The sequence below is a fragment of the Pseudomonas sp. CBZ-4 genome (assembly GCF_000346755.1).
Lineage (GTDB): Bacteria > Pseudomonadota > Gammaproteobacteria > Pseudomonadales > Pseudomonadaceae > Aquipseudomonas.
Genome location: NZ_ANNV01000175.1, coordinates 1 through 21,120, shown reverse-complemented (window position 1 = coordinate 21,120; position 21,120 = coordinate 1). Strand labels below are relative to the sequence as shown.

The 21,120-nt window shown below is 60.1% G+C and carries 22 protein-coding genes and 1 tRNA gene; 7 read left to right on the top strand and 16 right to left on the bottom strand.

Annotation, left to right across the window (positions count from 1 at the left end; all coding sequences use genetic code 11):
- Positions 1–80 precede the first annotated feature (80 nt).
- Both B348_RS0127495 and B348_RS0127490 read right to left on the bottom strand, forming a co-directional pair.
- Positions 81–803, bottom strand: a complete 723-nt coding sequence (locus B348_RS0127495) for a 1-acyl-sn-glycerol-3-phosphate acyltransferase (protein WP_017739236.1) — start codon at positions 801–803, stop codon at positions 81–83.
- A gap of 213 nt (positions 804–1,016) precedes the next feature.
- The gene (locus tag B348_RS0127490; protein WP_017739235.1) at positions 1,017–1,709 is read right to left on the bottom strand and encodes a crotonase/enoyl-CoA hydratase family protein; all 693 of its coding nucleotides are present in this window, start codon (positions 1,707–1,709) and stop codon (positions 1,017–1,019) included.
- A 336-nt stretch (positions 1,710–2,045) separates the two neighbouring features.
- Here B348_RS0127490 and B348_RS0127485 point away from each other — a divergent pair.
- Positions 2,046–2,135 (top strand) — tRNA-Ser (locus B348_RS0127485).
- Between the two features lie 266 nt (positions 2,136–2,401).
- Here B348_RS0127485 and B348_RS1000000131305 read toward each other — a convergent pair.
- From B348_RS1000000131305 to B348_RS0127455, 6 genes are all read right to left on the bottom strand, one after another.
- On the bottom strand, positions 2,402–3,343 hold the full coding sequence (locus B348_RS1000000131305) for a fimbrial protein (protein ID WP_081609301.1): 942 nt from the start codon (positions 3,341–3,343) through the stop codon (positions 2,402–2,404).
- A gap of 104 nt (positions 3,344–3,447) precedes the next feature.
- Positions 3,448–3,825, bottom strand: a complete 378-nt coding sequence (locus B348_RS0127475; protein WP_017739232.1) for a c-type cytochrome — start codon at positions 3,823–3,825, stop codon at positions 3,448–3,450.
- 74 nt (positions 3,826–3,899) lie between these two features.
- The gene (locus B348_RS0127470) at positions 3,900–4,253 is read right to left on the bottom strand and encodes a gamma-glutamylcyclotransferase family protein (RefSeq protein ID WP_017739231.1); all 354 of its coding nucleotides are present in this window, start codon (positions 4,251–4,253) and stop codon (positions 3,900–3,902) included.
- Positions 4,254–4,270: 17 nt separating this feature from the next.
- The gene (locus B348_RS0127465) at positions 4,271–4,930 is read right to left on the bottom strand and encodes a M24 family metallopeptidase (RefSeq protein ID WP_017739230.1); all 660 of its coding nucleotides are present in this window, start codon (positions 4,928–4,930) and stop codon (positions 4,271–4,273) included.
- 144 nt (positions 4,931–5,074) lie between these two features.
- Complete coding sequence (locus B348_RS0127460; RefSeq protein ID WP_017739229.1) at positions 5,075–5,653, bottom strand: DUF4337 domain-containing protein; 579 nt, start codon at positions 5,651–5,653, stop codon at positions 5,075–5,077.
- A gap of 54 nt (positions 5,654–5,707) precedes the next feature.
- A complete protein-coding gene (locus B348_RS0127455; protein WP_017739228.1) occupies positions 5,708–6,073 on the bottom strand; it encodes a DUF2784 domain-containing protein in 366 nt (121 codons plus the stop codon).
- Positions 6,074–6,181: 108 nt separating this feature from the next.
- Here B348_RS0127455 and B348_RS0127450 point away from each other — a divergent pair, with 108 nt between their 5' ends.
- A complete protein-coding gene (locus tag B348_RS0127450) occupies positions 6,182–6,868 on the top strand; it encodes an HAD-IA family hydrolase (protein WP_017739227.1) in 687 nt (228 codons plus the stop codon).
- A gap of 110 nt (positions 6,869–6,978) precedes the next feature.
- Here B348_RS0127450 and B348_RS0127445 read toward each other — a convergent pair whose 3' ends face one another.
- Positions 6,979–7,725, bottom strand: coding sequence for a 3-oxoacyl-ACP reductase family protein (locus B348_RS0127445; protein WP_017739226.1), 747 nt, complete (start codon positions 7,723–7,725; stop codon positions 6,979–6,981).
- Between the two features lie 126 nt (positions 7,726–7,851).
- Here B348_RS0127445 and B348_RS0127440 point away from each other — a divergent pair, with 126 nt between their 5' ends.
- Positions 7,852–8,775, top strand: coding sequence for a LysR family transcriptional regulator (locus B348_RS0127440; RefSeq protein ID WP_017739225.1), 924 nt, complete (start codon positions 7,852–7,854; stop codon positions 8,773–8,775).
- 109 nt (positions 8,776–8,884) lie between these two features.
- Here the strand turns inward: B348_RS0127440 and B348_RS0127435 are convergent, their stop codons facing one another.
- The 3 genes from B348_RS0127435 to B348_RS0127425 all read right to left on the bottom strand — a co-directional run bounded on the left by B348_RS0127435 (position 8,885) and on the right by B348_RS0127425 (position 12,373).
- A complete protein-coding gene (locus B348_RS0127435; protein WP_017739224.1) occupies positions 8,885–9,613 on the bottom strand; it encodes an aspartate/glutamate racemase family protein in 729 nt (242 codons plus the stop codon).
- A gap of 13 nt (positions 9,614–9,626) precedes the next feature.
- Positions 9,627–11,153 carry an NCS1 family nucleobase:cation symporter-1 gene (locus tag B348_RS0127430; RefSeq protein ID WP_017739223.1) on the bottom strand — a complete coding sequence of 509 codons (1,527 nt, stop codon included), beginning with the start codon at positions 11,151–11,153 and terminating at the stop codon, positions 9,627–9,629.
- A gap of 485 nt (positions 11,154–11,638) precedes the next feature.
- Positions 11,639–12,373 (bottom strand): phosphoadenylyl-sulfate reductase, encoded by a 735-nt coding sequence (locus B348_RS0127425; RefSeq protein WP_017739222.1) that lies wholly within the window; start codon positions 12,371–12,373, stop codon positions 11,639–11,641.
- A gap of 152 nt (positions 12,374–12,525) precedes the next feature.
- On the opposite strand from B348_RS0127425, the gene thrH reads away from it, so the two are divergent.
- Complete coding sequence (gene thrH / locus B348_RS0127420; RefSeq protein ID WP_017739221.1) at positions 12,526–13,143, top strand: bifunctional phosphoserine phosphatase/homoserine phosphotransferase ThrH; 618 nt, start codon at positions 12,526–12,528, stop codon at positions 13,141–13,143.
- A 113-nt stretch (positions 13,144–13,256) separates the two neighbouring features.
- On the opposite strand, the gene pabB is transcribed toward thrH, so the two are convergent.
- From pabB to B348_RS0127400, 4 genes are all read right to left on the bottom strand, one after another.
- Positions 13,257–14,600, bottom strand: a complete 1,344-nt coding sequence (pabB, locus tag B348_RS0127415) for an aminodeoxychorismate synthase component I (protein ID WP_017739220.1) — start codon at positions 14,598–14,600, stop codon at positions 13,257–13,259.
- A 218-nt stretch (positions 14,601–14,818) separates the two neighbouring features.
- Positions 14,819–15,805 carry an alpha-L-glutamate ligase-like protein gene (locus tag B348_RS0127410; RefSeq protein ID WP_017739219.1) on the bottom strand — a complete coding sequence of 329 codons (987 nt, stop codon included), beginning with the start codon at positions 15,803–15,805 and terminating at the stop codon, positions 14,819–14,821.
- Positions 15,805–17,340, bottom strand: a complete 1,536-nt coding sequence (locus tag B348_RS0127405) for an inactive transglutaminase family protein (protein ID WP_017739218.1) — start codon at positions 17,338–17,340, stop codon at positions 15,805–15,807. The genes B348_RS0127410 and B348_RS0127405 overlap by 1 nt, the downstream gene beginning before the upstream one ends.
- 5 nt (positions 17,341–17,345) lie before the next feature.
- On the bottom strand, positions 17,346–17,882 hold the full coding sequence (locus B348_RS0127400; RefSeq protein WP_017739217.1) for an ATP-dependent zinc protease: 537 nt from the start codon (positions 17,880–17,882) through the stop codon (positions 17,346–17,348).
- Positions 17,883–18,154: 272 nt separating this feature from the next.
- On the opposite strand from B348_RS0127400, the gene B348_RS0127395 reads away from it, so the two are divergent.
- The 3 genes from B348_RS0127395 (at position 18,155) to prpC (ending at position 21,046) form a co-directional block, all read left to right on the top strand.
- Complete coding sequence (locus B348_RS0127395) at positions 18,155–18,865, top strand: GntR family transcriptional regulator (protein ID WP_017739216.1); 711 nt, start codon at positions 18,155–18,157, stop codon at positions 18,863–18,865.
- Entirely contained in the window at positions 18,865–19,758 is an 894-nt protein-coding gene (prpB, locus tag B348_RS0127390; protein WP_017739215.1) for a methylisocitrate lyase, read from the top strand. The genes B348_RS0127395 and prpB overlap by 1 nt, the downstream gene beginning before the upstream one ends.
- A gap of 160 nt (positions 19,759–19,918) precedes the next feature.
- Positions 19,919–21,046: a 2-methylcitrate synthase gene (prpC, locus tag B348_RS0127385; RefSeq protein ID WP_017739214.1), complete on the top strand. Its 1,128-nt coding sequence runs from the start codon at positions 19,919–19,921 to the stop codon at positions 21,044–21,046.
- Positions 21,047–21,120 lie beyond the last annotated feature (74 nt).

Sequence of the window (21,120 nt, the reverse complement as noted above, 5' to 3'; positions counted from 1 at the left end):
TGCGGCTGCTCACTGTGCCGAGCGAGCTAGTTGTGGCGAGCGAGCTTGCTCGCGCTGGGGCGCGAAGCGCCCCCAAAGTCTTAGCCCACTTGCAACTCAAGATCCATCTGCGCAATGCAAGCTTCCATCTGCGCCTGACACGCCTGCATCAACCTCGGCACGTCATCCACCGTCATCCCAGCCGTAGGAATCGGCGGCAGCGAGCGTATGAGCACATCACCACTGTTCCAGCGATTCAGCCGCATATGCGTGACGTAATTGCTTACACACACCTGCACGATGGGCACGCCGGCCGCAATCGCCATATGGAACGCGCCTTTCTTGAACGGCAGCAACCCCTTGCCCAGATTGCGCGTACCTTCCGGGAACACCCAGATCGACGTGTCCTTGTGTTGCAACGTATCGGTGGTGGTGAGCATCGCCCGGCGCGCCTTGTGCGCGTTGCCCCGGTCGATCAGCACATTGCCCGCCAGCCAGAACAACTGGCCGAACAGCGGCACCCACTTCAGGCTTTTCTTGGCGATGCACACGGTGCGATAGGGCACCACGTTGCCAAACACAAACAGGTCATAGTTGGACTGGTGGTTGGCGATGATCACGCAACCGCTGGGCTTGTCTCGCAGCGAATCCACCTCGGTCTTGACGTTCAGCCCCAGGATCCACATGGCCGGCAGCGCATAGAGGCGTGCGCACAGGCGACTGTTGTCCGGGTTGAACGGCCGGCAGATCCCGACGAGCACGCCTAGCACGCCCGCGATCATAAAATGCAGGCCCATCAACAACATACGCAACAGAAAAAGCATCGACACGGCCTATCGAGACAAAAGGTGGCGCAGTGTACGGATGTGCACTGTATTCGGCAATTACCCCTGTAGAGGTAGGAGATAGGCGATGTTTTAGTACATGTTTCAACATGTGCCAGCAGCGGCTGGCTAGAGCGGCTAAAGGTGTTTCGGATTTCTTTGTAAGAAAAAGCCCGACTCAAGGTCGGGCTCTAGTGCTGCGGATGTAGGCGGTCAGCTCAGGTTATGGCCCTGATCCTGGATGATGGCGTCGTCCAAGGCCTCCAGCAGCGCTTTGCGCACCTTCAATTTGGTGTGCTTGTGCGCATTCATATTGATCTTCTTCAACTGGCGTGCGGCTTCCAGGGCGGCAGCGTGCAGTTCTTCAGGCGCCACCACCTTATCGAGGAAGCCAGCCTGCAACGCGCCCTGCGGGTCGAACATCTCGGCATTGATCACCGAACGATGAAACGCCGACTTGCGCAGACGATCCCGCGCCAACTCGATCCCGGCGTGGTGCATGGTCATGCCGATGGCCACTTCATTCAGGCCAATGCTGAACGGGCCTTCGACGCCAATCCGATAATCCGCCGACAACAACAGGAACGCGCCCTTGGCCACCGCATGCCCAGGGCACGCCACAATCACCGGGAACGGGTGCGACAACAGGCGGCGCGCCAGGGTCGAACCCGACGTCACCAAACCGATTGCCTCTTTAGGACCGGCAGTCATGACCTTCAAATCATAACCACCGGACAAAATCCCCGGCGTGCCGGTGATGATCACCACCGCCCGATCCTTCTCCGCCTGATCCAGCGCTGTATTAAACGCACTGACCACATCGGGAGAAATGGCATTCACCTTGCCGTTGCTCAACGTCAGGGTCGCGATACCGTCTTCGAGGTGGTAAGCAATCAACTCACTCATGACGCGGTTCCTTGTAGGACTTGTTATAGATAGGCTGTTTATAGACGAGCATGCACAGACGTTACCCACCACGCCCGTCTCGGTAAAGCGCCATGACTGACTACCCAGTCAGACTTTTCCCGCTTGCCCAGCGCCGGACAGCCTAGGGCAGGGCACAACAGCCTCCCCGGGCGTGCGCTGCTGGTGCCCGAGAATGGCAGAAACACCGCCCCTTGCCGGGCATGGAATGGCATATCCCGCTAAGCGCATGAAAATTCTGAAAAAAACCTTTGCCATCTGAAAGGCTTTCGACTACATTAGCGCGCCTCGACAGACTGAACTGGTTTGACGAGATACGGTGAAGTGTCCGAGTGGCTTAAGGAGCACGCCTGGAAAGTGTGTATACAAGAAATTGTATCGAGAGTTCGAATCTCTCCTTCACCGCCACATTAAGTAAACACAAACCCCCGGTTTTCCTAGAGGAAACCGGGGGTTTGTGGTTTCTGGTGTTTGGAAAATGGCCATCTGGGACAGATCTGGGATTGGGGCTCTATTGGGATGCACAACAAGAGCCTGCCGACTGAGTGGCAGACCTTGGCCGGCAATGCGCTTGGGGTGGCAGTGGAGGAGGGGCACTAAATGGCTTTCGGAGGTTGCGAGTTCACGATTTTTTGAATGGCCGCTTCTGACGGTAAATGAGACGACCTTCCTCTTTACAGGTAATTCACGATAAAGGTGACTTCCGAATTGGCGCTGCCAGCTTGGAGGGTGCTGTCCGCCAGGCGAATATAAGCGGCGGTTAACGGGATTTTGAAGTCGGTACCCGTGGTGTTGAACCCGCTGAATACATAAGGCGTGTTTAGCACAATGGGTTGGCCTGCATCGTTCTTCAGCTGCAAGCCGATGCCTTTGGCGGTGGATGCGCCGCTCAGTGCGACAATGCCTTTTTGCGCGTCGATGACCGGCGTATTGGCCTGGAGTTGGTAAGTGACTTTTTGTATTCCTCGTTGGCAGTTGTTCAACGACAGGTCGAATTTTATGGGGCGAGGCGCGTCGCCAGTGTTGTCGAATTCAAACAATTGGTAATCGTCACCCATCGCCACAAATACCGACGGTGTTTGGCAGGACGCAGCATTCACCGTCACTGGATTGATTAGGTTGAACGTGATTACTTTCAAGTTATCGCCTCGGAACTCTCCCAGTGAGATTGCAGGGACCGGGCTCTGTGATAAAAGCTCGCCAGACTTGATGATTTCAAGGCGGTAACTTGTAGAGGGGTAGAAAAAGGTGATGTTACCGGATTCAAGTGCTGGCGTGGCTACATAAAAGCCACCGAAATATATTCGGAACGAGAGCCCTGGCACTCCTAAAGGAAAGACCGTTCCAGTGGTCGCACTACCCAAAGCAGGATTGACGTTAAAGCCGAGTGTTGCGTTTTGGCAATAAAGGTCAAACTTTGGCATTACCGCGGAAGTTTCCGAGTAAAGTACCGTTCCGTTCGGTACATCTTGGGGTGTCGTAATGCTCTGAGTTAGATTTTTTCCGAAATTAATGGTAAGTGCGCTGCTATTCGAGGCGCAGGCTGCTGCAGCACTCGATGAGTAAGCCAGTAATACTGTGGCAGCACTGGCCAATAAACTTTTCCAAAGCGTCATGTTGATACCGATAGAGTTTTCTGAACAATGAAGCACTCTATTCAGCATCGAAACCCGCGAATATCAGACGTTCCCTAATTTATGGCTGTGCCTTTTCCGCCTGTTCATCGGGCTTTGGTGATCGCGCCACTCATGTATTCATTCAAGTCGCGCAGGTCCTGGATGGTCCACGTATGCGGCGCGAGCTTTACCCCGTTCTCCCGCAAGGTGCGTGGAATCAAGTCGCCATTGGGGCGAAGGATGATCGAAGACACGATGACGCCCGGGTAATCATCCAGCCGTTTCTTGAAGGCAGGTGTAGTCAGGTTGGGCGTAGGCGGGGTGCTTTTATTGGCCAGTGGTCCTGTGGCTTTGAGGTCGGCTCCGTGACACATGGCGCATCGCTGTGAAAAGAGATTCTTGCCGTTGCTATTCTCCGCGAGGGAGAGTGACGCGTGTATCAGCGATAAAAATCCCAACGCAGCGATGAGTGACATCCTCATTGATAGATGGCCTTTTTCATAAAGAAGGTTTGGGTCGAGAGGGGGCCGCGAGTGCTCAGGCCCCCCATGACTCATTATGCCTGCACGTACACCCAAGCCGTCAGCCCTGACGCCAGGGCTACCGACACCCGCTTGTAGTCCGACACTTCATACGCATCCGCCGCCGCCAGTTCTTTCTCGGTGATCTGAAAGACCATGCCCTCCACGCTGTGGCCGTTTTCGGTAGTGGGCGCCACGATCGGGTGATGGGTTTTGCCGCTGGTGGCCAGCACCTCTGGATCGGTGATCTCTACCCAGCTTTTTGTGTAGCCGAGCATTGCATCGTGCTGGCCCGCCAGCTTGCGGCCGAAGTTGGCCAGTTGTACGGCTTTGTCCTGCAATGTGCCGTAGGAAAAAAGCAGCACAGGGTATTCGGTGGAGCGTTCCATGGATGTTCCTTAGGGAGTCAGGCAAGCAGGTCTTCGTAGAAGGCGCCGTAGGGTTTGCTCGGGTGGGCGATCTGGATTTCGAGGATCCACAATCCCGCATTCGGGTAGTGCTCGAAGTCGCCGAGGTCGCCGCCACGGTGGATGGCGTGGGGGAAGTCGCTGACGCGGTGGCCCTTGATGTCGAGGTTCAGTTGCCAGCCCATGGCCCGGGCTTGTTCTTCGGCGTAGCGGTAGAGTTCGAGGCCGACGACCTGGTCGTTTTTCCAGCGGGCCTGTACGCGGTCGAACAGCGCTTTGGCGGCGCTGGCGCAGGCGATCATGTCTGCATCGTTGCCAGTGGTGAACGTGGCGCCGGCGTCACCTTCGTGGCCTTGCCATACGGCGCCCATGTCGATGAAAAAGATGTCGTCTGCGCCCAGCACCGGATCGCCTTCGGAGCGTTGGTTGAAGGCCTTCAGGGTGTTGGCGCCGAAGCGCACCAGCAGCGGGTGCCAGATGCGTTGCATGTCGAGGTCGGCGAGGACTTCTTTGCCCAGTTCACGGGCTTCGGATTCGAGCATGCCGGGGCGGATGCGTTGGGCGAGTTGTTCGATGGCTTGCCAGGTCATGGCCTGGGCGTAGCGCATGGATTCGATGCTGTAGGCGGCGCCCACGGCTTCCTTGGGTTGTGCGGTCACCAGCTGTTCCTCGGCTCGTGTAGGTTTTTTCGTTATGCTTTTTACTATATAGCGATGGGGTGGTGGAGTGACAGTGCAAATTGTGGGGGCTGGCACACCGTTATCGCAGGCAAGCCAGCTCCCACATTTTTGGCCTGGGGGGTGTCAGATATGCAGCCACGCCAGGCTACCCAATACCACTGCCACTCCCGCCGCCGCATACGACATGCGCTTCAACCACTCCTTCCTCGTCAACAACGTAATCGCCGCCAGCGAAATCGCGATCTGAATCGCGGTCATCGCCTGGGCCCAGCGGTGATGCTGATGCAGCGCCTGTTCCGACTTTTCATCCCATGCCTTCGACGTAGCCTCAAGCTTCTCGGCCTGTTTGCGCACGTCTTCTTTCTGGCTCTTGTAGCGCTCGATCTCGTCCTTGTAATGCGCCGCGTCCACGCCGGGAATGTGGGTGGCCAGTTCCGCCAGGTTCTGCCGGCTGGATTTGGCCTGGTAGTAGTTCCACTGGTTGGCGGCTTCGGTCTTGATGATGGCGGCGTTGTTCTTGTCCATCGCCGCTTCGCTTTCGGTGGAGCCGGCCTGGTAGCTGAGCATGGCGCCGAGGGTGGCCATTAGTGCGGTCATCACGGCAATGCGGCTGGCGAAATTGTCCCCGCGGCCGTGGGCATGTTCGGTGGTGTGTTCGATGTGTTTTTCGTGGGGGCTGGGGACTTCGAAGGCTTCGGACATGGCGACGGCTACGCACGGACTGAGGGAGCCTGATTCTTCACCAGCCGAGCTGTCTCAAGCCTGTACGTAACGCCGGATCAGCCAGCCGTACACCGCGACATTGATCGCCACCACCACGGCGCCCAGCACCAACTGGATATCCGGCGTCAGCCCGGCGGGATAAATCAGCGCGAGGATGTAGTGTTCGATAAACCCGGCGCCATAGCCGTCCTGCCCGGCGAGGTGGCGCAGCAGGTTTTCCCAGCGGGTCAGCGGGCAGGGCAGGTGCAGCACCTCGACGGCGATGCCCCATGCCACGGCGGGCAGGTGCAACCACATCACGCGGTGCCATTTGAGGGCGAGCAACCCGCCAAACAACACGAACAGGATAAAGCTGAGGTGAAACAGCACCAGGCTGTCGGCGGCAAGGCGGTAGAGCATCGTGGGCACTTCAAAAGGAGAGGCGCACAGTCTAAAGGGTTGCTTGCCGGCAAGCGTGACCGTTATTGTGCTGAATCCTTTTAGTCCTTCCTCCCAGGATCTGTTTTGATGAACGCACCGCGTACCGCCGGCCCGATCAAGGCCGTGATTTTCGATATGGACGGTTTGTTGCTGGATACGGAAGGCATCTACACCGAAGTCACGCAGATCATCGCCGAACGCTATGGTCGCACCTATGACTGGGGGATCAAGCAGCACATCATCGGCCGTGGCGCGCAGGACTTGGCCGAGTATGTGGTCAAGGCGCTGGACCTGCCGATCACCCCGGCGGAGTTCCTGGTGATTCGCGAGCCGCTGATGAGCGAGCGCTTTCCCAAGGCCCTGGGCATGCCCGGCGCCGAAGCGCTGGTGCGGCACTTGAAGGCGCACAATATTCCGATTGCCGTGGGCACCAGTTCGTCGCGCAATTCGTTTGGGCACAAGACCACGTTGCACCGCGAATGGTTTGGCTTGTTCGATACCATCGTCACCGCCGATGACCCGGAAGTCGGCGCCGCCAAACCTGCGCCGGATATCTTCCTCACCGCCGCCCGCCGTTTGGGCGTTGCGCCCGAGGATTGCCTGGTGTTCGAGGATTCGCCGTTCGGTGTGACCGCTGCGAAGGCCGCCAACATGACCGCCATCGCCGTGCCGGATGAGGCCATGGCCGACAGTAAGTACCAGCATGCGGATCAGATCATTCGCAAGCTCGCCGAGTTTGACCTGGCGGCCTACGGCCTGCCGCCATTGCGCTGACTGAACTCGGTCAAAAACTGTGGGAGCTGGCTTGCCTGCGATGGCGTCCTCAAGACCGCCATCGCAGGCAAGCCAGCTCCCACAGTGGGTTTTGCGGTGTTTCTGAAGTCTTAGGCGCTGAAGCCACCGTCGATAGTCAAGCTGGCACCGGTGATGTAACCGGCCTCCGGGCCTGCCAGGTAGGCAACGAAGCTGGCAATCTCTTCCACATGCCCATACCGCCCCACCGCCATCAACCCGATCAGGCTCTCGGCAAAATCACTGTTCGCCGGGTTCATATCCGTGTCCACCGGCCCAGGCTGCACGTTGTTGATGGTGATGCCGCGCGGCCCCAGATCCCGTGCCAAACCCTTGGTCAGGCCCACCAGCGCCGCCTTGCTCATCGCATACGGCCCACCGCCACCGAAGGGCATGCGCTCGGCGTTGGTGCTGCCGATATTGATCACCCGACCACCATCACCCATGTGTTTCGCCGCTTCCTGAGTCGCGATAAACACGCTGCGCACGTTGATTGCCAGGGTCTGGTCAAAATCTTCCAGCTTGAAGTCTGCCAGCGGGGCGATGGCCAGTACGCCGGCGTTGTTCACCAGGATGTCCAGGCGGCCAAAGGCTTCGACGGTGGCGTTGACCGCGTTGCGGATGGCGTCGGCGCTGGCGCTGTCGGCGTGGATCGCCAGGGCTTTGCCGCCGGCGCTGATCACGCTGTTCTGCAATTCTTCAGCCTTGGCGGCCGAGCTGACGTAGGTGAAGGCAACCGCTGCGCCCTGTGCGGCCAGGCGCTTGACGATGGCGGCGCCGATGCCACGGGAACCGCCTTGAATCAAGGCGACTTTGCCGCAGAGGTTTTGTGTGGTCATGTCGATCTCCTAGCTGTTCAAGGCGGAATGCCTTGTTGTTGGAGCCGAGTATCCGCCTCGCCCCGGGGCGCCGGTAGACCGTGATTGCTATAGTCTGTGTAAACCAAAAGTTTAGAGTGAGGCGATATGGAAAGCTTTGGCAGTATCGAATGCTTTGTGCGCAGCGCCGAAGGGGGCAGTTTTGCCGAGGCCGCGCGGCACCTGAGCCTCACCCCGGCGGCGGTGGGCAAAAGTGTCGCCAAGCTGGAGGCGCGCCTCGGTGTGCGCCTGTTCCAGCGCAGCACTCGGCGCCTCACCCTGACCGAAGCCGGCAAGCTGTTTCTTGAGGAAGTCAGTGGCAGCCTCACCACAATCCAAAATGCCGTGGCCAACCTGGCGAGCGCCGAAGGGCGGCCGGTGGGCACCCTCAAAGTCAGCATGGGCACGGTGTTTGGCAACCGCTATGTGGTGCCGCTGCTGGGGGCGTTCATGCAGCGCTTCCCGGATATCAGCCCGGATTGGCACTTCGATAACCGCCAGGTGGACCTGATCGGCCAAGGTTTCGATGCGGCCATCGGTGGCGGTTTTGAGCTGCCCCAGGGCGTGGTGGCGCGCAAGTTGACGCCGGCCCATCGGGTGTTGGTGGCCGCGCCGGATTACCTGGCGCAACGCCCGCCGGTCAATGCGCCGGAAGACCTGGCGCGCTGTAGCGGTATCCTGATCCGCTCCCCGCAAACCGGGCGCGTGCGTTCGTGGCAACTGACCAGCGTCGAGCGAGAGCACCGCCCGCTGGTGCTCAAGCCGGGCATGACCATGAGCGACTCCGAAGCCGCCTGCTGCGCCAGCGCCCAAGGCTTGGGCATTGCGCTGGTGAGCATGCCGATGGCCGTGCCGTTCCTGGACAGTGGCGCGGTGGTGCGGGTGTTGCCGGATTGGTATGTGGACGACGGCAATATCTCCATCTATTACGCCGAGCACAAGTTGTTGCCGGGCAAGACCCGGGCGTTTGTGGATTTCATCATCGAGCAGTTTGCCGAGCAGCAGTGGGGGCGGCGGTTTAGTGCGGTTTAATGAGTCTGGTAGACCGAGTCGCCGGCATCGCAGGCAAGCCAGCTCCCACAGTTGATCGCATTCCAACCCCCTGTGGGAGCTGGCTTGCCTGCGATGGCCGCACCTCGGTCTACCGCCCGAACCGGCCCGGCCAGCCAATGACTTTCTTCGGCCGCGGTGTCGCATACGTCCTGATCTTCGACGTCGACAACCCCAACCGCACCAACGCCTCCGCAATCGTCACCGCCGCCGTCACCCCGTCCACCACCGGCACGCCGGTGCGCTGGCGAATCTGTTCGTCCAGCCCGGCCATGCCGCCGCAGCCCAGGCAGATCACCTCGGCCTTGTCCTCGCTGATCGCCAGTTCCGCCTGGCGCACGATGGCTTCCATCGCGGCCAGCGGGTGTTCTTCCAGCTCCAGCACCGCCATGCCGCTGGCCCGCACCGAGGCGCAGCGTTGGTACAGGCCGGCGAGTTTCAGGCGGTCTTCGATCAGCGGCACCGTGCGGTCGAGGGTGGTTACCACCGAATAGGCGTGGCCCAGAAACATCGCGGTGCTGGCGGCCGCTTCGGTGATGTCCACCACTGGCACGTTCAACAGTTCCTGCAACCCTTCGCGGCCGTGTTCGCCATAGCCGGCCTGGATCACCGCGTCGAAGGGTTGATCGTAGGCCATCACCCGGTCCATCACCGCGATGGCGGCCAGGTAGCTTTCAAAATTGCCCTCCACCGATTCCGCGCCGAAGTAGGGCGTGAGCCCGACAATCTCGGTGCCTGGCGCGGCCACGGCCCGTGCCTGCTGGGCGATGGTGTCGGTGATGGATTCGGTGGTGTTGACGTTGACCACGAGGATGCGCATGGAATGTCCTTGATTAATGGCTGACGTTATCGACGGCAATGCTTTCGCCGCTGACATCGGCGTAGAACGGCTGGCGCTTGGCGATCAGCAGGTACAGCAACCCTGCAATACCGGCGCCAAACATCCAGGAAAACGGTGACACGCTGGCGAAACCGGGCAGCAGGGCCAGGAGAATGGCAATCATGGCTGCGGGAATAAACGCCGCCACCGCGCGCAAGTTGACGCCACGGCTGTAGTAATAAACGCCGTTGGGGTCTTCGCTATACAGTTGCAGCACGTCGACCTGGCTTTTACGGATCAGCCAGTAATCGACCATGATGATCCCGTACAACGGCCCCAGCAGCGCGCCCAGGCCGGAGAGGAAATACACGATTACCAACGGGCTGTTGTAGAGGTTCCACGGCAGGATCAGCACCGCGACCGTGGCGCTGATCAACCCGGCGCGGCGGAAGTTCAGGTACTTGGGCGCCAGGTTGCTCAGCACAAATGCCGGCGCGACGAAGTTGGCCATGATGTTCACCGCCACGGTGACAATCAGGAACGCCAGGCAGCCCAGCACCAGGAAGAAGGTATTGGGGATCGCGGCGATGATCTCGGTCGGGCTTTCGATTACCCGGCCATTGAGCTGGAATTGGCCGCCGCACAGCAGCACGGTGATTGCGGCAAATACCAGGATATTCACCGGCAGGCCCCAGAAGTTGCCGACCTGAATGGTCTTGCGGCACGGCGAGGAGCGGGCGAAGTCGCAGAAGTTGAGGATCAGCGTGCCGTAGATCGCCAGCCACAGCGCGCCACCGGCGAAGATATTGCGCCACATCTCGCCGCCGCTCAGCGGCTCGCGGATCGACCAGGCGATGTTGCCGCCCGTCTGGAAGTACATCCAGCCGGCCAACGCCGCCACCGTCAGCAAGATCACCGGCCCGGCGAAGCCTTCGTAGCGACGCACCATCTCCATGCCGTAGGCCAGGATCACCAGTTGCACCAGCCAGATCACGACAAAACACGCCCAGCCTAGGGATGACAGGCCGAGGATCGAGTCGTGGTCATAGTCGGCAAAACCTGGATGAATCGCCGTCAGCAAGACGCGGAAAACCACCGAAGCCAGGTAGGTCTGAATACCAAACCAGGCAATCGCAATCACCGCACGGATCAAGGCCGGAATCTGCGCGCCATGAATACCGAAACTGATACGGCTGATCACCGGGAATGGCACACCGGTCTTTTGGCCCATATACCCCGACAAGTTCATGAAGAAGTACACCAGTGCGGCACCTATCCCCAAGGACAGCAAAATCTGCCAACCGCCCAGGCCCAAGGCATATAAACCAATGGCGAACGAATAGTTGGCGATGTTGTGCACGTCATTGGTCCACAGCGCAAAGATGCTGTAGCGCCCCCAGCGTCGGCCTTCGACCTTGGTGGGGGCCAGGTCCTTGTTGTGCAGGCGCGGGCTCAGCACCAACGGGCCGGGGCCCTCGGCCGCAGGGTTCAGGGAGGAGGGCAGATCCAGTGCGATGTTATTCGAGAGACTTGTACGCATTCCGGCAGGCTCCAGCACATCTGCGAGAGATCCGCGGATGGCAAAGTGTATGTAGGTTTTGTATTTATTGTATACAAAGCACTTTTCACCTTAAGCCACATGCGTGCCAGTTTTTGATCTATGAAAACTTTGGTTAATTTCGTTTTTATAGGTTGGTTAAATAACTTGCTGAATTAGAAGAAATATAAATTGACCGATTGAACAGGTATTTATTTTTCGGCGAGAAGAGGGTGATTCGCGAGCGGGGAAGATAGGCGGGAAGAGGTGTTACGTATTGGTGCGGGTAAAGAAAAATTGCACACATAAATGGCACCGATGGTTACATTTGTGTGTACACCTTAAGTAACCAATACGAAAACAAATGTGGGAGCGGGCTTGCCCGCGATAGCGGTGTTTCAGTTGATACATTCATCACTGATACACCGCTATCGCAGGCAAGCCAGCTCCCACACAAGCTCGCTCCCACATTGTTTACTGCCTCAGCTTCAAGCCTTGCTGATGATGTTCCCCGCATGCAGCCCACATTCCTTCTGCGTCGCCTCTTCCCACCACCAACGACCCTCGCGCTCGTGCTGGTTCGGCAACACCGGACGGGTGCAGGGCTCGCAGCCGATGCTGATAAAGCCACGCTCATGCAGGCTGTTGTAAGGCAGCTCCAGCATGCGGATGTAGCCCCAGATTTCCTCGCTGGTCATCTGTGCCAGCGGGTTGAACTTGTACAAGGTGCGCTCCGGCGTGGAGAAGGCTGCGTCGATCTCCAGCGCCGCCACCTGGCTGCGGGTACCGGGGCTCTGGTCGCGGCGCTGGCCGGTGGCCCAGGCACTCACGCCGGAGAGTTTGCGGCGCAGTGGCTCGATCTTGCGCACGCCGCAGCACTCGCCGTGGCCGTCCTTGTAGAAACTGAACAGGCCCTTTTCCTTGACGAAGGGTTCCAGCTTGGTCTGGTCCGGCGAGATCAGCTCGATGTCGATCTTGTAGAACTCACGCACCTGCTCGATAAACCGGTAGGTCTCCGGGTGCAGGCGGCCGGTGTCGAGGCTGAACACCTTGACGTTCTTGTTCAGCTTCCAGGCCATGTCCACCAGCACCACGTCCTCGGCGCCGCTGAAGGAAATCCACAGGTCATCGCCGAACTGGCTGAACGCCAGCTTGAGAATGTCCTGGGCGGACTTGTTGGCATAAGTCGCGGCGAGTTCAGCGACGTCGAAGGCTTGGTTCATCAGCACGGTTCCTACAAGGTCAGTGGCGCTAAGCGCTCTATAGGTGGGCGATGGTATCAAAATCCGCTCTGCGTTGCGGCGGCGAGCATGAATCGCTAGAGTTCGGCAGTCCTTTTGCTCGCTCAACCAACAACATCCAATGGGAGTGTCTTGTGGAAATTGCCTGTCTCGACCTGGAAGGGGTACTGGTTCCGGAAATCTGGATCGCCTTCGCTGAAAAAACCGGTATTGAATCCCTGCGGGCCACCACCCGCGACATTCCCGACTACGACGTGCTGATGCAGCAACGCCTGCGCATCCTCGACGAGCACGGGCTCAAGCTCGCCGACATCCAGGCAGTGATCGCCACCCTCAAGCCGCTGGACGGTGCCATTGAGTTCGTCAACTGGCTGCGCGAGCGGTTCCAGGTGGTGATCCTGTCGGATACTTTCTACGAATTCTCCCAGCCGCTGATGCGCCAACTGGGTTTCCCGACGCTGCTGTGCCACCGCCTCATCACCGATGAAACCGACCGCGTGGTGAGCTACCAATTGCGCCAGAAAGATCCCAAGCGCCAGTCGGTATTGGCCTTCAAGAGCCTGTACTACCGCGTCATCGCCGCGGGTGATTCCTACAATGACACCACCATGCTGGGCGAGGCTGATCGTGGGATTCTGTTCCATGCGCCGGAGAATGTGATCCGTGAGTTCCCGCAGTTCCCGGCGGTGCACACGTTTGAGGATTTGAAGCAGGAATTTATCAAGGCGTCGAATCGGTCGTTGAGTCTGTAGGGCTTTCAGCGCGGCGGATGGCCCTATCGCAGGCAAGCCAGCTCCCACACTAGAATGGGTTCACCCATCAAAATGTGGGAGCGGGCTTGCCCGCGAAGAGGCCAGCCCAGTCACTACAAAGCTTCCAGTGTCTCCAACAACACCCGCACCTTCGTCAGCGACTCCTGGTACTCCGCCTCCCACTCTGAGTCCGCGACAATCCCGCCGCCGCCCCAGCAGCACACCTGCCCGTCCTTGACCAGCAAGCTGCGGATGGCGATGGAGCTGTCCATCTCGCCGCGCACATCCAGGTACACCAACGAGCCGCAGTACAACCCGCGCCTTGTAGGCTCCAGCTCGTCGATGATCTGCATCGCCCGGATCTTCGGCGCGCCGGTGATGGAGCCGCCGGGGAAGCTGCCGGCGATGAGGTCGAGGGCGTCCTTGTCGTCGGCCAGTGTGCCGATGACGCTGCTCACCAGGTGGTGCACGTTGGGGTAGCTTTCCAGGCTGAACAGCTCTGGCACGCTGACCGAGCCGGTGCGGCAGGTGCGGCCGAGGTCGTTGCGCAGCAGGTCGACGATCATCAGGTTTTCCGCGCGGTCCTTGGGGCTGGCCAGCAGTTCGGCGGCGTTGGCGGCGTCTTCTGCTGGCGTCAGGCCACGGGGGCGGGTGCCCTTGATTGGGCGGGTTTCGACGCGGCGGTCGCTGATGTGCACGAAGCGCTCCGGCGACAGGCTCAGCACCGCGCCATCATTCGGCAGGCTCTGGAAACCGGAGAAGGGCGTAGGACAGGCAGCGCGCAGGGCGCAATACGCGGTCCATGGATCACCCACGCATGGTGCGCGAAAGCGCTGGGCAAAGTTGACCTGATAGCAGTCGCCGGCCTGGATATAGTCCTGGATGCGCACGATGGCTTGTCGGTAAGCGTCGGCGCTGAGGTCCGGGGCCATGGGGCCCTGGAGTTTGAACGTCGCGCCGGTGTCGGCAGCTTCAACGCTGAACACTGCTATCAAGCGTTGCCGCTCGCTGTCAGCCAGCGTGGGGTGGAATACAAGCTGGCTGGTCTGCGCCTGGTGATCGCTGATCAGCGCCCAGGCGTACAGCCCAAAGCGTGCGTCCGGTAGGTGCAGGTCGTCCACCGCCAGGTGCGGCATTTGCTCCAGGTGCCGGCCGAAGTCGTAGCTCAGGTAGCCGATCAAGCCGCCGGCAAAGGGCAGTTCATAACCGGCCGGTATATTCGCTTCGCCCAGTTGTGTGAGGTTCTTCCGTAAGCGTTGCAGAAACGAACTGCCGCTTTCGTCAGGCGATACCGTCAACGTTTCCAAAGGCCAGGCGCTGAGCAGGTCATAACGCCCACGTTCGGCAGCGGGTCGGCCGCTGTCCAGCAGCACCGCGCCGGGGGCATGGCGAATCGCCGTGAAATACTCGGCAGGGTTGGCCCGGTAGGGCAGCGGGTGTACGGAGCAGGTTGGCATGCGGGGTGGATCAGCCGTTGGCGTGGGGGAGGGGATTGTATTCCCCTGTCGGTTTTGGTCCTAGAGGGGATGTCGGTGATAGGCAGATTGAAGGCTTATAGGGAGGGCTGTATTGCTTGTCAGAAAGCTATCGCAGGCAAGCCAGCTCCCACCTTTTTGATGTGTGAACCCATTCCACTGTGGGAGCTGGCTTGCCTGCGATGCAGTCGACGCGGTCTTCAGCCTTCAACCGGCGGAATATGCCCAAACATCTCCTGCACAAACTTCACCCGTTCTTCCGGAGTTTCGCTCACGCCTGCGGCCTTCAACTCTTCCAGCCGCGCTTCCACCGCATGGGTGCGCAAGGTCAGCCCGCAGTCGTTGGCAATCTGGATATTCAGCCCCGGCCGCGCATTCAGTTCCAGGATCAACGGGCCTTTCTCCTGGTCCAGCACCATGTCCACGCCGATATAACCCAGCCCGCACAACTCATAGCAACCGGCGGCGAGCTTCATGAAACCGTCCCAGTTGGGCAGTTGCACGCCATCCACCGCGTTGGTGGTGTCGGGGTGTTTGGTGATGATGTTGTTCAGCCAGGTGCCCCGCAGGGTCAGGCCGGTGGCCAGGTCCACACCCACGCCGATGGCGCCCTGGTGCAGGTTGGCCTTGCCGCCCGACTGGCGGGTCGGCAAGCGCAGCATGGCCATTACCGGGTAGCCCATCAGCACGATGATGCGGATGTCCGGCACGCCTTCGTAGCTGATGCTCTTGAAGATCTGGTCAGGCACCACGCGGTATTCGATCAGCGCGCGGTCGCGGTGGCCGCCCAGGGAATACAGGCCGGTGAGGATGCTGGAGATCTGATGCTCGATCTCCTCATGGCTGATGATCTTGCCCGACACCGTGCGATAGCGCCCCTCGAAGCGGTCCGCCACCACCAGGATGCCGTCACCGCCGGCGCCTTGTGCCGGCTTGATCACAAAGTCGCTGCGCCCGCCAATGATCTCGTCGAGCTTGTCGATTTCCTTCTCGGTGGAGATCACCCCGTACATTTCCGGCACATGGATGCCGGCGGCGATGGCCCGTTCCTTGGTGATGATCTTGTCATCCACGATCGGGTACAGGCTGCGCTTGTTGTACTTGAGCACGTAGTCGGCGTTACGCCGGTTGATGCCCATGATCCCCCGCGCTTCCAGGGCCTTCCAGGTTTTCCAGAAACCGAACATTACTGGTCAGCCTTCTTGAGGAATGCCTTGAAACGCACCAGCTCGGTCAGGCGATAACCGCGATAACGACCCATGGCCAGCATGAAGCCCACGAGGATCAACAGGATCGCCGGGAAGGTAAACACGAAGTACACCAGTTCCGGCACGCTCATGATCAGGTGCGCCAGGGACGCAGCGAACAGCGTGCCAATCGCCACTTTCAGCGCATGGTTGGCGCCGCGTTCTTCCCAGGTGATCGACAGGCGTTCGATGGTCATGGTCAAAATCACCATCGGGAACAGCGCCACCGACAAGCCGCGCTCCAGGCCGAGCTTGTGGCTGAACAGGCTGATGGCCGCAATCAACACCACCACAAACGTCAGCACCACCGACAGCCTCGGCAGCATCTGCAACTTCAAGTGTTCCAGGTACGAGCGCAAGGACAACCCCAGCGCCGTAATAATCGTAAACAGCACAATGCCGAAGCCCAGCTGTGTCTCGCGGAATGCCAGGGCGATCAGCACCGGGGTAAACGTGCCGAGGGTCTGCAGGCCGATCAGGTTGCGCAGGATCAGGATCACCAGCACGCCAATCGGGATCATCACCATGATCATGAAGGTCTGCTGGGTTTGCAGCGGCAAGCCGTACAGCGAGTATTCGAGGAAGTTGGCGTCGGTGTTCTCGTCGGTCAGCTTGGCCAGGCGAATCGCGTTCATCTCGCTGTTGTTCAGGCTGAAGGTCACCATGGCTTTCTTGCCGCCATCCACGGTGATCAGGTTTTCATCACCGGTCCACCACAGCAGGCGGTCGGCGGGCAGGCCTTGTTCGCCGGTTTCCGGGTTGAAGTACAGCCAGTCATTGCCATTGAAGCTGCGCAGCCACAGTTCCGGGGTTTGCGGCTGGTCGGCGACGAGGCGGATGGTGTGGACTTTTTCCACCGGCACGTGGGCGATGGACAGCAGCAACTCGACGATCTTGGCCTTGTGCGGCGTCGACGGGTCGCCCGCCAGCAGCAGCTTGACGTTGTCGTCGTTGAGGTTGTTGGTGCGCTTGATCGCTTCGGTAATAAAGGTCTCGACGTCGGCCGAGTGCTGGCGGATCGGCGCCAGCAGGGCTTCGGCGGCGATTTTCTCGGGGCCTTCCACGGCGATGCTGTCGCGGAAGGTCGGGCCCTTGACCTTGACCTTTTCACCGCTGTAACGCTTGGTCAGCACCAGGCGGTAATACAGGGTCTGGTTGCCCTTGGCGCGGCGTGCCGACCAGGTGACCTTGCGGTTGCCGTCGATGCGGTTGACGCTGACCCCGTAGTTGTTCGATATAAAACTCTCGTTGAGGCTGACGAAGTCGCGGCTCAGCGGCGGCACGAACATCTGGATCTTCACCGGGTCTTTCGGGTTGGCGACGAACTCGACCTTGGCGTCGATGTTCCACAAGTCGTCGGTGGCGTCCTCGGTGACGGGGATCCCCAGCACGAAGATCTGGTAGGCGGTGACCGAAATACCCAGTACCACCAGAATGGCGATGAGGATTTTCAGGTGCAGGGTCAGAGAGCGCATTCGGTTTACTCGGCGGTATGAGCGTCGGTGGCGCAGGCGGGTTTGCCTGCTGCGTATTTAAGGCTGGGGTCGACCAGCGCATCAAAGCGTTTCAGCGCTTCGGAGCCGATCAGCAGCGGGTATTGGAAGGTGCTGCGGTCGGTCAAGTTCACTTCGATGCTGCGTAAAGCAGTGCCCATGCACACATCGAGGGCAATCACCGGACGAGCGGTGTAGTTCTTGCCCTCGTCGGGGTCGTAGTCACCGGCGCGGCGCTTGATCTTGCTGACGCGGGCCAGGGGCAGCTCGATGGGGTGGGAATGGGCGGTGTCGATGGCCAGGTAGAAGCGCACCCAGGATTCGCCGTTGCGCTTGAAACGCTTGATATCGCGGGCGCTGAGGGAGGCGGTCTTGGCGCCGGTGTCGAGTTTGGCGGCGACTTCAAGGTCGATGCCCGCGAGCTTGGCGTACTCGTTGAGGCCGTACACGGTTTTCTCGGCGGCAACGCCAAGGCCCGGCACGAGCAGCAGGCTGATCAATAGAAGGAAGGGCTTGAGTGTCATAAATCCCGAGGCGGTGCAGTGCGATGTTGAGTTCAAGGCGACTGGCATTGCTGCGCAAACTCCCTCGTGCGCCGTTTCATCAGGTGATGTCAGGCAAAAGCGGCGGGCATTCTAACATGATGCTTTTTTGGCGCCAGCGCTGGCAGGCGGCCATGCCCCGTTGGAGTGCGAAAGGGGTTATTAGACGATTGTCGACAATGTGCATTTATTCTTTGACTATCCAGGGCTGATTGGCTAGTTTTTGCCGCATTGCTTTTAAAGGTGTCGACAATATGCTGGATCAGCTGGAAACCCCAGTGGCGATACAAGACGACTCGCAGACCATGTCCGAGAACGTCTTCCGGCGTATCCAGGCCGCCATCGTCAAGGGCGAGATCGCCCCCGGCAGCAAGATCTCCGAGCCGGAACTGGCGCGCACCTACGGCATCAGCCGTGGCCCGCTGCGCGAGGCGATCCACCGCCTGGAAGGCCAGCGCCTGCTGGTGCGCGTGCCCCACGTTGGCGCGCGGGTGGTGTCGTTGAGCCACGCCGAACTGATCGAACTCTATGAAATCCGCGAATCCCTCGAAGGCATGGCCTGCCGCCTGGCGGCCGAGCGCATGACCGACGCGGAGATCGAAGAACTGCGCCAGGTCCTGCACACCCATGAACGCGACGAAGCGTTCCAGGCCGGCGTCGGCTATTACCAGCAGGAAGGCGACTTCGACTTTCACTACCGGATCATCCAGGGCGCCGGCAACCGCACCCTCACGCAAATGCTCTGCGGCGAGCTGTATCAGTTGGTGCGCATGTACCGCATCCAGTTCTCCGCCACCCCCAATCGTCCACGCCAGGCCTTTGCCGAGCACCACCGCATTCTGGACGCGATTGCCGATCGCGACGGTGAACTGGCCGAACTGTTGATGCGCCGTCACATCGGCGCATCCAAACGCAACATCGCCCGTCACTTCCCCGACGGCGCAGCCCAATCACGAGGTGAATGATGAGTTCCAATAATAAGAGCACCCCAGGCCAGCGTTTCCGTGACGCCGTCGCCAGTGAGCACCCTCTGCAAGTGGTGGGCGCGATCAACGCCAACCATGCGCTGCTGGCCAAGCGCGCCGGGTTCAAGGCGATCTATCTGTCGGGTGGCGGGGTAGCGGCGGGTTCCCTCGGCGTGCCGGACCTGGGCATCACCGGCCTGGACGACGTGCTCACCGACGTGCGCCGCATCACCGACGTCTGCGACCTGCCGCTGCTGGTGGACGTGGACACCGGCTTCGGTTCCTCGGCGTTCAACGTCGCGCGCACCGTCAAGTCGATGATCAAGTTCGGCGCGGCCGCGATCCATATCGAAGACCAGGTCGGCGCCAAGCGCTGCGGCCATCGCCCGAACAAGGAAATCGTGTCCCAGCAGGAAATGGTCGACCGCATCAAGGCCGCCGTGGATGCGCGCACCGATGACAGCTTCGTGATCATGGCGCGCACCGACGCCCTCGCCGTCGAAGGCCTGGAGTCCGCCCTGGAGCGCGCCGCCGCCTGCATCGAAGCCGGCGCCGACATGGTCTTCCCCGAAGCCATCACCGAGCTGGAGATGTACAAGCTGTTCGCCGCCCGGGTGAAAGCGCCGATCCTGGCCAACATCACCGAGTTTGGCGCCACGCCGCTGTACACCACTGAACAATTGAAAGCGGCCGATGTGTCCATCGTGCTGTACCCGCTCTCGGCGTTCCGCGCCATGAACAAGGCCGCCGAAAACGTCTACACCGCGATCCGCCGCGACGGCACCCAACAGAACGTGATCGACACCATGCAAACCCGCATGGAGCTTTACGATCGCATCGACTACCACACCTTCGAGCAGAAGCTCGACGCGCTGTTTGCGGCGAAGAAATAAGACCTGTGGGCGCAGGCTTATGTGGGAGCGGGCTTGCCCGCGATGGCGGTGGGTCAGCAAATATGTTGTGACTGATATACCGCTATCGCGGGCAAGCCCGCTCCCACAGGGGTCTAGCTCCGCACGCGACTCCCTATAAATACAAAATTGGAGAAGAACCATGGCTGAAGCAAAAGTACTGAGTGGCGCCGGCCTGCGTGGCCAGGTGGCCGGGCAGACCGCACTGTCCACCGTGGGCCAGGCCGGTGCCGGCTTGACCTATCGCGGCTACGACGTGCGTGAACTGGCCGCCGATGCGCAGTTCGAAGAAGTCGCCTACCTGTTGCTGTACGGCGAATTGCCGAGCAAGACCGAACTGGCCGCCTACAGCGCCAAACTGAGCAAGCTGCGCGACCTGCCCCAAGCCCTGAAAGAAGTGCTGGAACGCATCCCCGCCGACGCCCACCCGATGGACGTGATGCGCACCGGCTGTTCGTTCCTGGGCAATATCGAACCGGAAAAAGACTTCAGCGCCCAGCACGACGTGACCGACCGCCTGCTCGCCGCGTTCCCGGCGATCATGTGCTACTGGTACCGCTTCAGCCACGACGGCCAGCGCATTGACTGCGTGACCGACGAGCCTTCTATCGGCGGCCACTTCCTGCACCTGTTGCATGGCAAGAAGCCGAGCGAGCTGCACGTCAAGGTGATGAACGTGTCGCTGATCCTCTACGCCGAGCACGAATTCAACGCCTCGACGTTCACCGCCCGCGTGTGCGCCTCGACCCTGTCGGATTTGTACTCCTGCGTCACTGCGGCCATCGGCTCCCTGCGCGGCCCGCTGCATGGTGGCGCCAACGAAGCGGCGATGGAAATGATCGAGCGTTTCTCGTCCGCTGAAGAAGCCGTCGAAGGCACCCTCGGCATGCTGGCGCGCAAAGACAAGATCATGGGCTTCGGCCACGCGATCTACAAAGACAACGACCCGCGCAATGAAGTGATCAAGGGCTGGGCGAAAAAACTCGCCGACGAAGTGGGCGACAAGGTGCTGTTCCCGGTTTCCGAAGCCATCGACAAGACCATGTGGGAACAGAAGAAACTGTTCCCCAACGCCGACTTCTACCATGCCTCGGCGTACCACTTCATGGGCATCCCGACCAAGCTGTTCACGCCGATCTTCGTCTGCTCGCGCCTGACTGGCTGGGCGGCACACGTGTTCGAACAACGCGCCAACAACCGCATCATCCGTCCAAGCGCCGAGTACATCGGCGTTGAGCAGCGCAAGTTCGTGGCAATCGAACGTCGCTGAGTGGGATGAACCGAGCATACCGGCCACTGTGCTTTTCTGTGGGAGCTGGCTTGCCTGCGATGGGATCAACTCGG

What these genes read in the sequence shown, in the direction of transcription:
- B348_RS0127495 (WP_017739236.1), bottom strand. Translation starts at nt 803, where the DNA reads ATGCTTTTTCTGTTGCGTATGTTGTTGATGGGCCTGCATTTTATGATC.
- B348_RS0127490 (WP_017739235.1), bottom strand. Translation starts at nt 1,709, where the DNA reads ATGAGTGAGTTGATTGCTTACCACCTCGAAGACGGTATCGCGACCCTG.
- B348_RS1000000131305 (WP_081609301.1), bottom strand. Translation starts at nt 3,343, where the DNA reads ATGACGCTTTGGAAAAGTTTATTGGCCAGTGCTGCCACAGTATTACTG.
- B348_RS0127475 (WP_017739232.1), bottom strand. Translation starts at nt 3,825, where the DNA reads ATGAGGATGTCACTCATCGCTGCGTTGGGATTTTTATCGCTGATACAC.
- B348_RS0127470 (WP_017739231.1), bottom strand. Translation starts at nt 4,253, where the DNA reads ATGGAACGCTCCACCGAATACCCTGTGCTGCTTTTTTCCTACGGCACA.
- B348_RS0127460 (WP_017739229.1), bottom strand. Translation starts at nt 5,653, where the DNA reads ATGTCCGAAGCCTTCGAAGTCCCCAGCCCCCACGAAAAACACATCGAA.
- B348_RS0127455 (WP_017739228.1), bottom strand. Translation starts at nt 6,073, where the DNA reads ATGCTCTACCGCCTTGCCGCCGACAGCCTGGTGCTGTTTCACCTCAGC.
- B348_RS0127450 (WP_017739227.1), top strand. Translation starts at nt 6,182, where the DNA reads ATGAACGCACCGCGTACCGCCGGCCCGATCAAGGCCGTGATTTTCGAT.
- B348_RS0127445 (WP_017739226.1), bottom strand. Translation starts at nt 7,725, where the DNA reads ATGACCACACAAAACCTCTGCGGCAAAGTCGCCTTGATTCAAGGCGGT.
- B348_RS0127440 (WP_017739225.1), top strand. Translation starts at nt 7,852, where the DNA reads ATGGAAAGCTTTGGCAGTATCGAATGCTTTGTGCGCAGCGCCGAAGGG.
- B348_RS0127435 (WP_017739224.1), bottom strand. Translation starts at nt 9,613, where the DNA reads ATGCGCATCCTCGTGGTCAACGTCAACACCACCGAATCCATCACCGAC.
- B348_RS0127430 (WP_017739223.1), bottom strand. Translation starts at nt 11,153, where the DNA reads ATGCGTACAAGTCTCTCGAATAACATCGCACTGGATCTGCCCTCCTCC.
- B348_RS0127425 (WP_017739222.1), bottom strand. Translation starts at nt 12,373, where the DNA reads ATGAACCAAGCCTTCGACGTCGCTGAACTCGCCGCGACTTATGCCAAC.
- pabB (WP_017739220.1), bottom strand. Translation starts at nt 14,600, where the DNA reads ATGCCAACCTGCTCCGTACACCCGCTGCCCTACCGGGCCAACCCTGCC.
- B348_RS0127410 (WP_017739219.1), bottom strand. Translation starts at nt 15,805, where the DNA reads ATGTTCGGTTTCTGGAAAACCTGGAAGGCCCTGGAAGCGCGGGGGATC.
- B348_RS0127405 (WP_017739218.1), bottom strand. Translation starts at nt 17,340, where the DNA reads ATGCGCTCTCTGACCCTGCACCTGAAAATCCTCATCGCCATTCTGGTG.
- B348_RS0127400 (WP_017739217.1), bottom strand. Translation starts at nt 17,882, where the DNA reads ATGACACTCAAGCCCTTCCTTCTATTGATCAGCCTGCTGCTCGTGCCG.
- B348_RS0127395 (WP_017739216.1), top strand. Translation starts at nt 18,155, where the DNA reads ATGCTGGATCAGCTGGAAACCCCAGTGGCGATACAAGACGACTCGCAG.
- prpB (WP_017739215.1), top strand. Translation starts at nt 18,865, where the DNA reads ATGAGTTCCAATAATAAGAGCACCCCAGGCCAGCGTTTCCGTGACGCC.
- prpC (WP_017739214.1), top strand. Translation starts at nt 19,919, where the DNA reads ATGGCTGAAGCAAAAGTACTGAGTGGCGCCGGCCTGCGTGGCCAGGTG.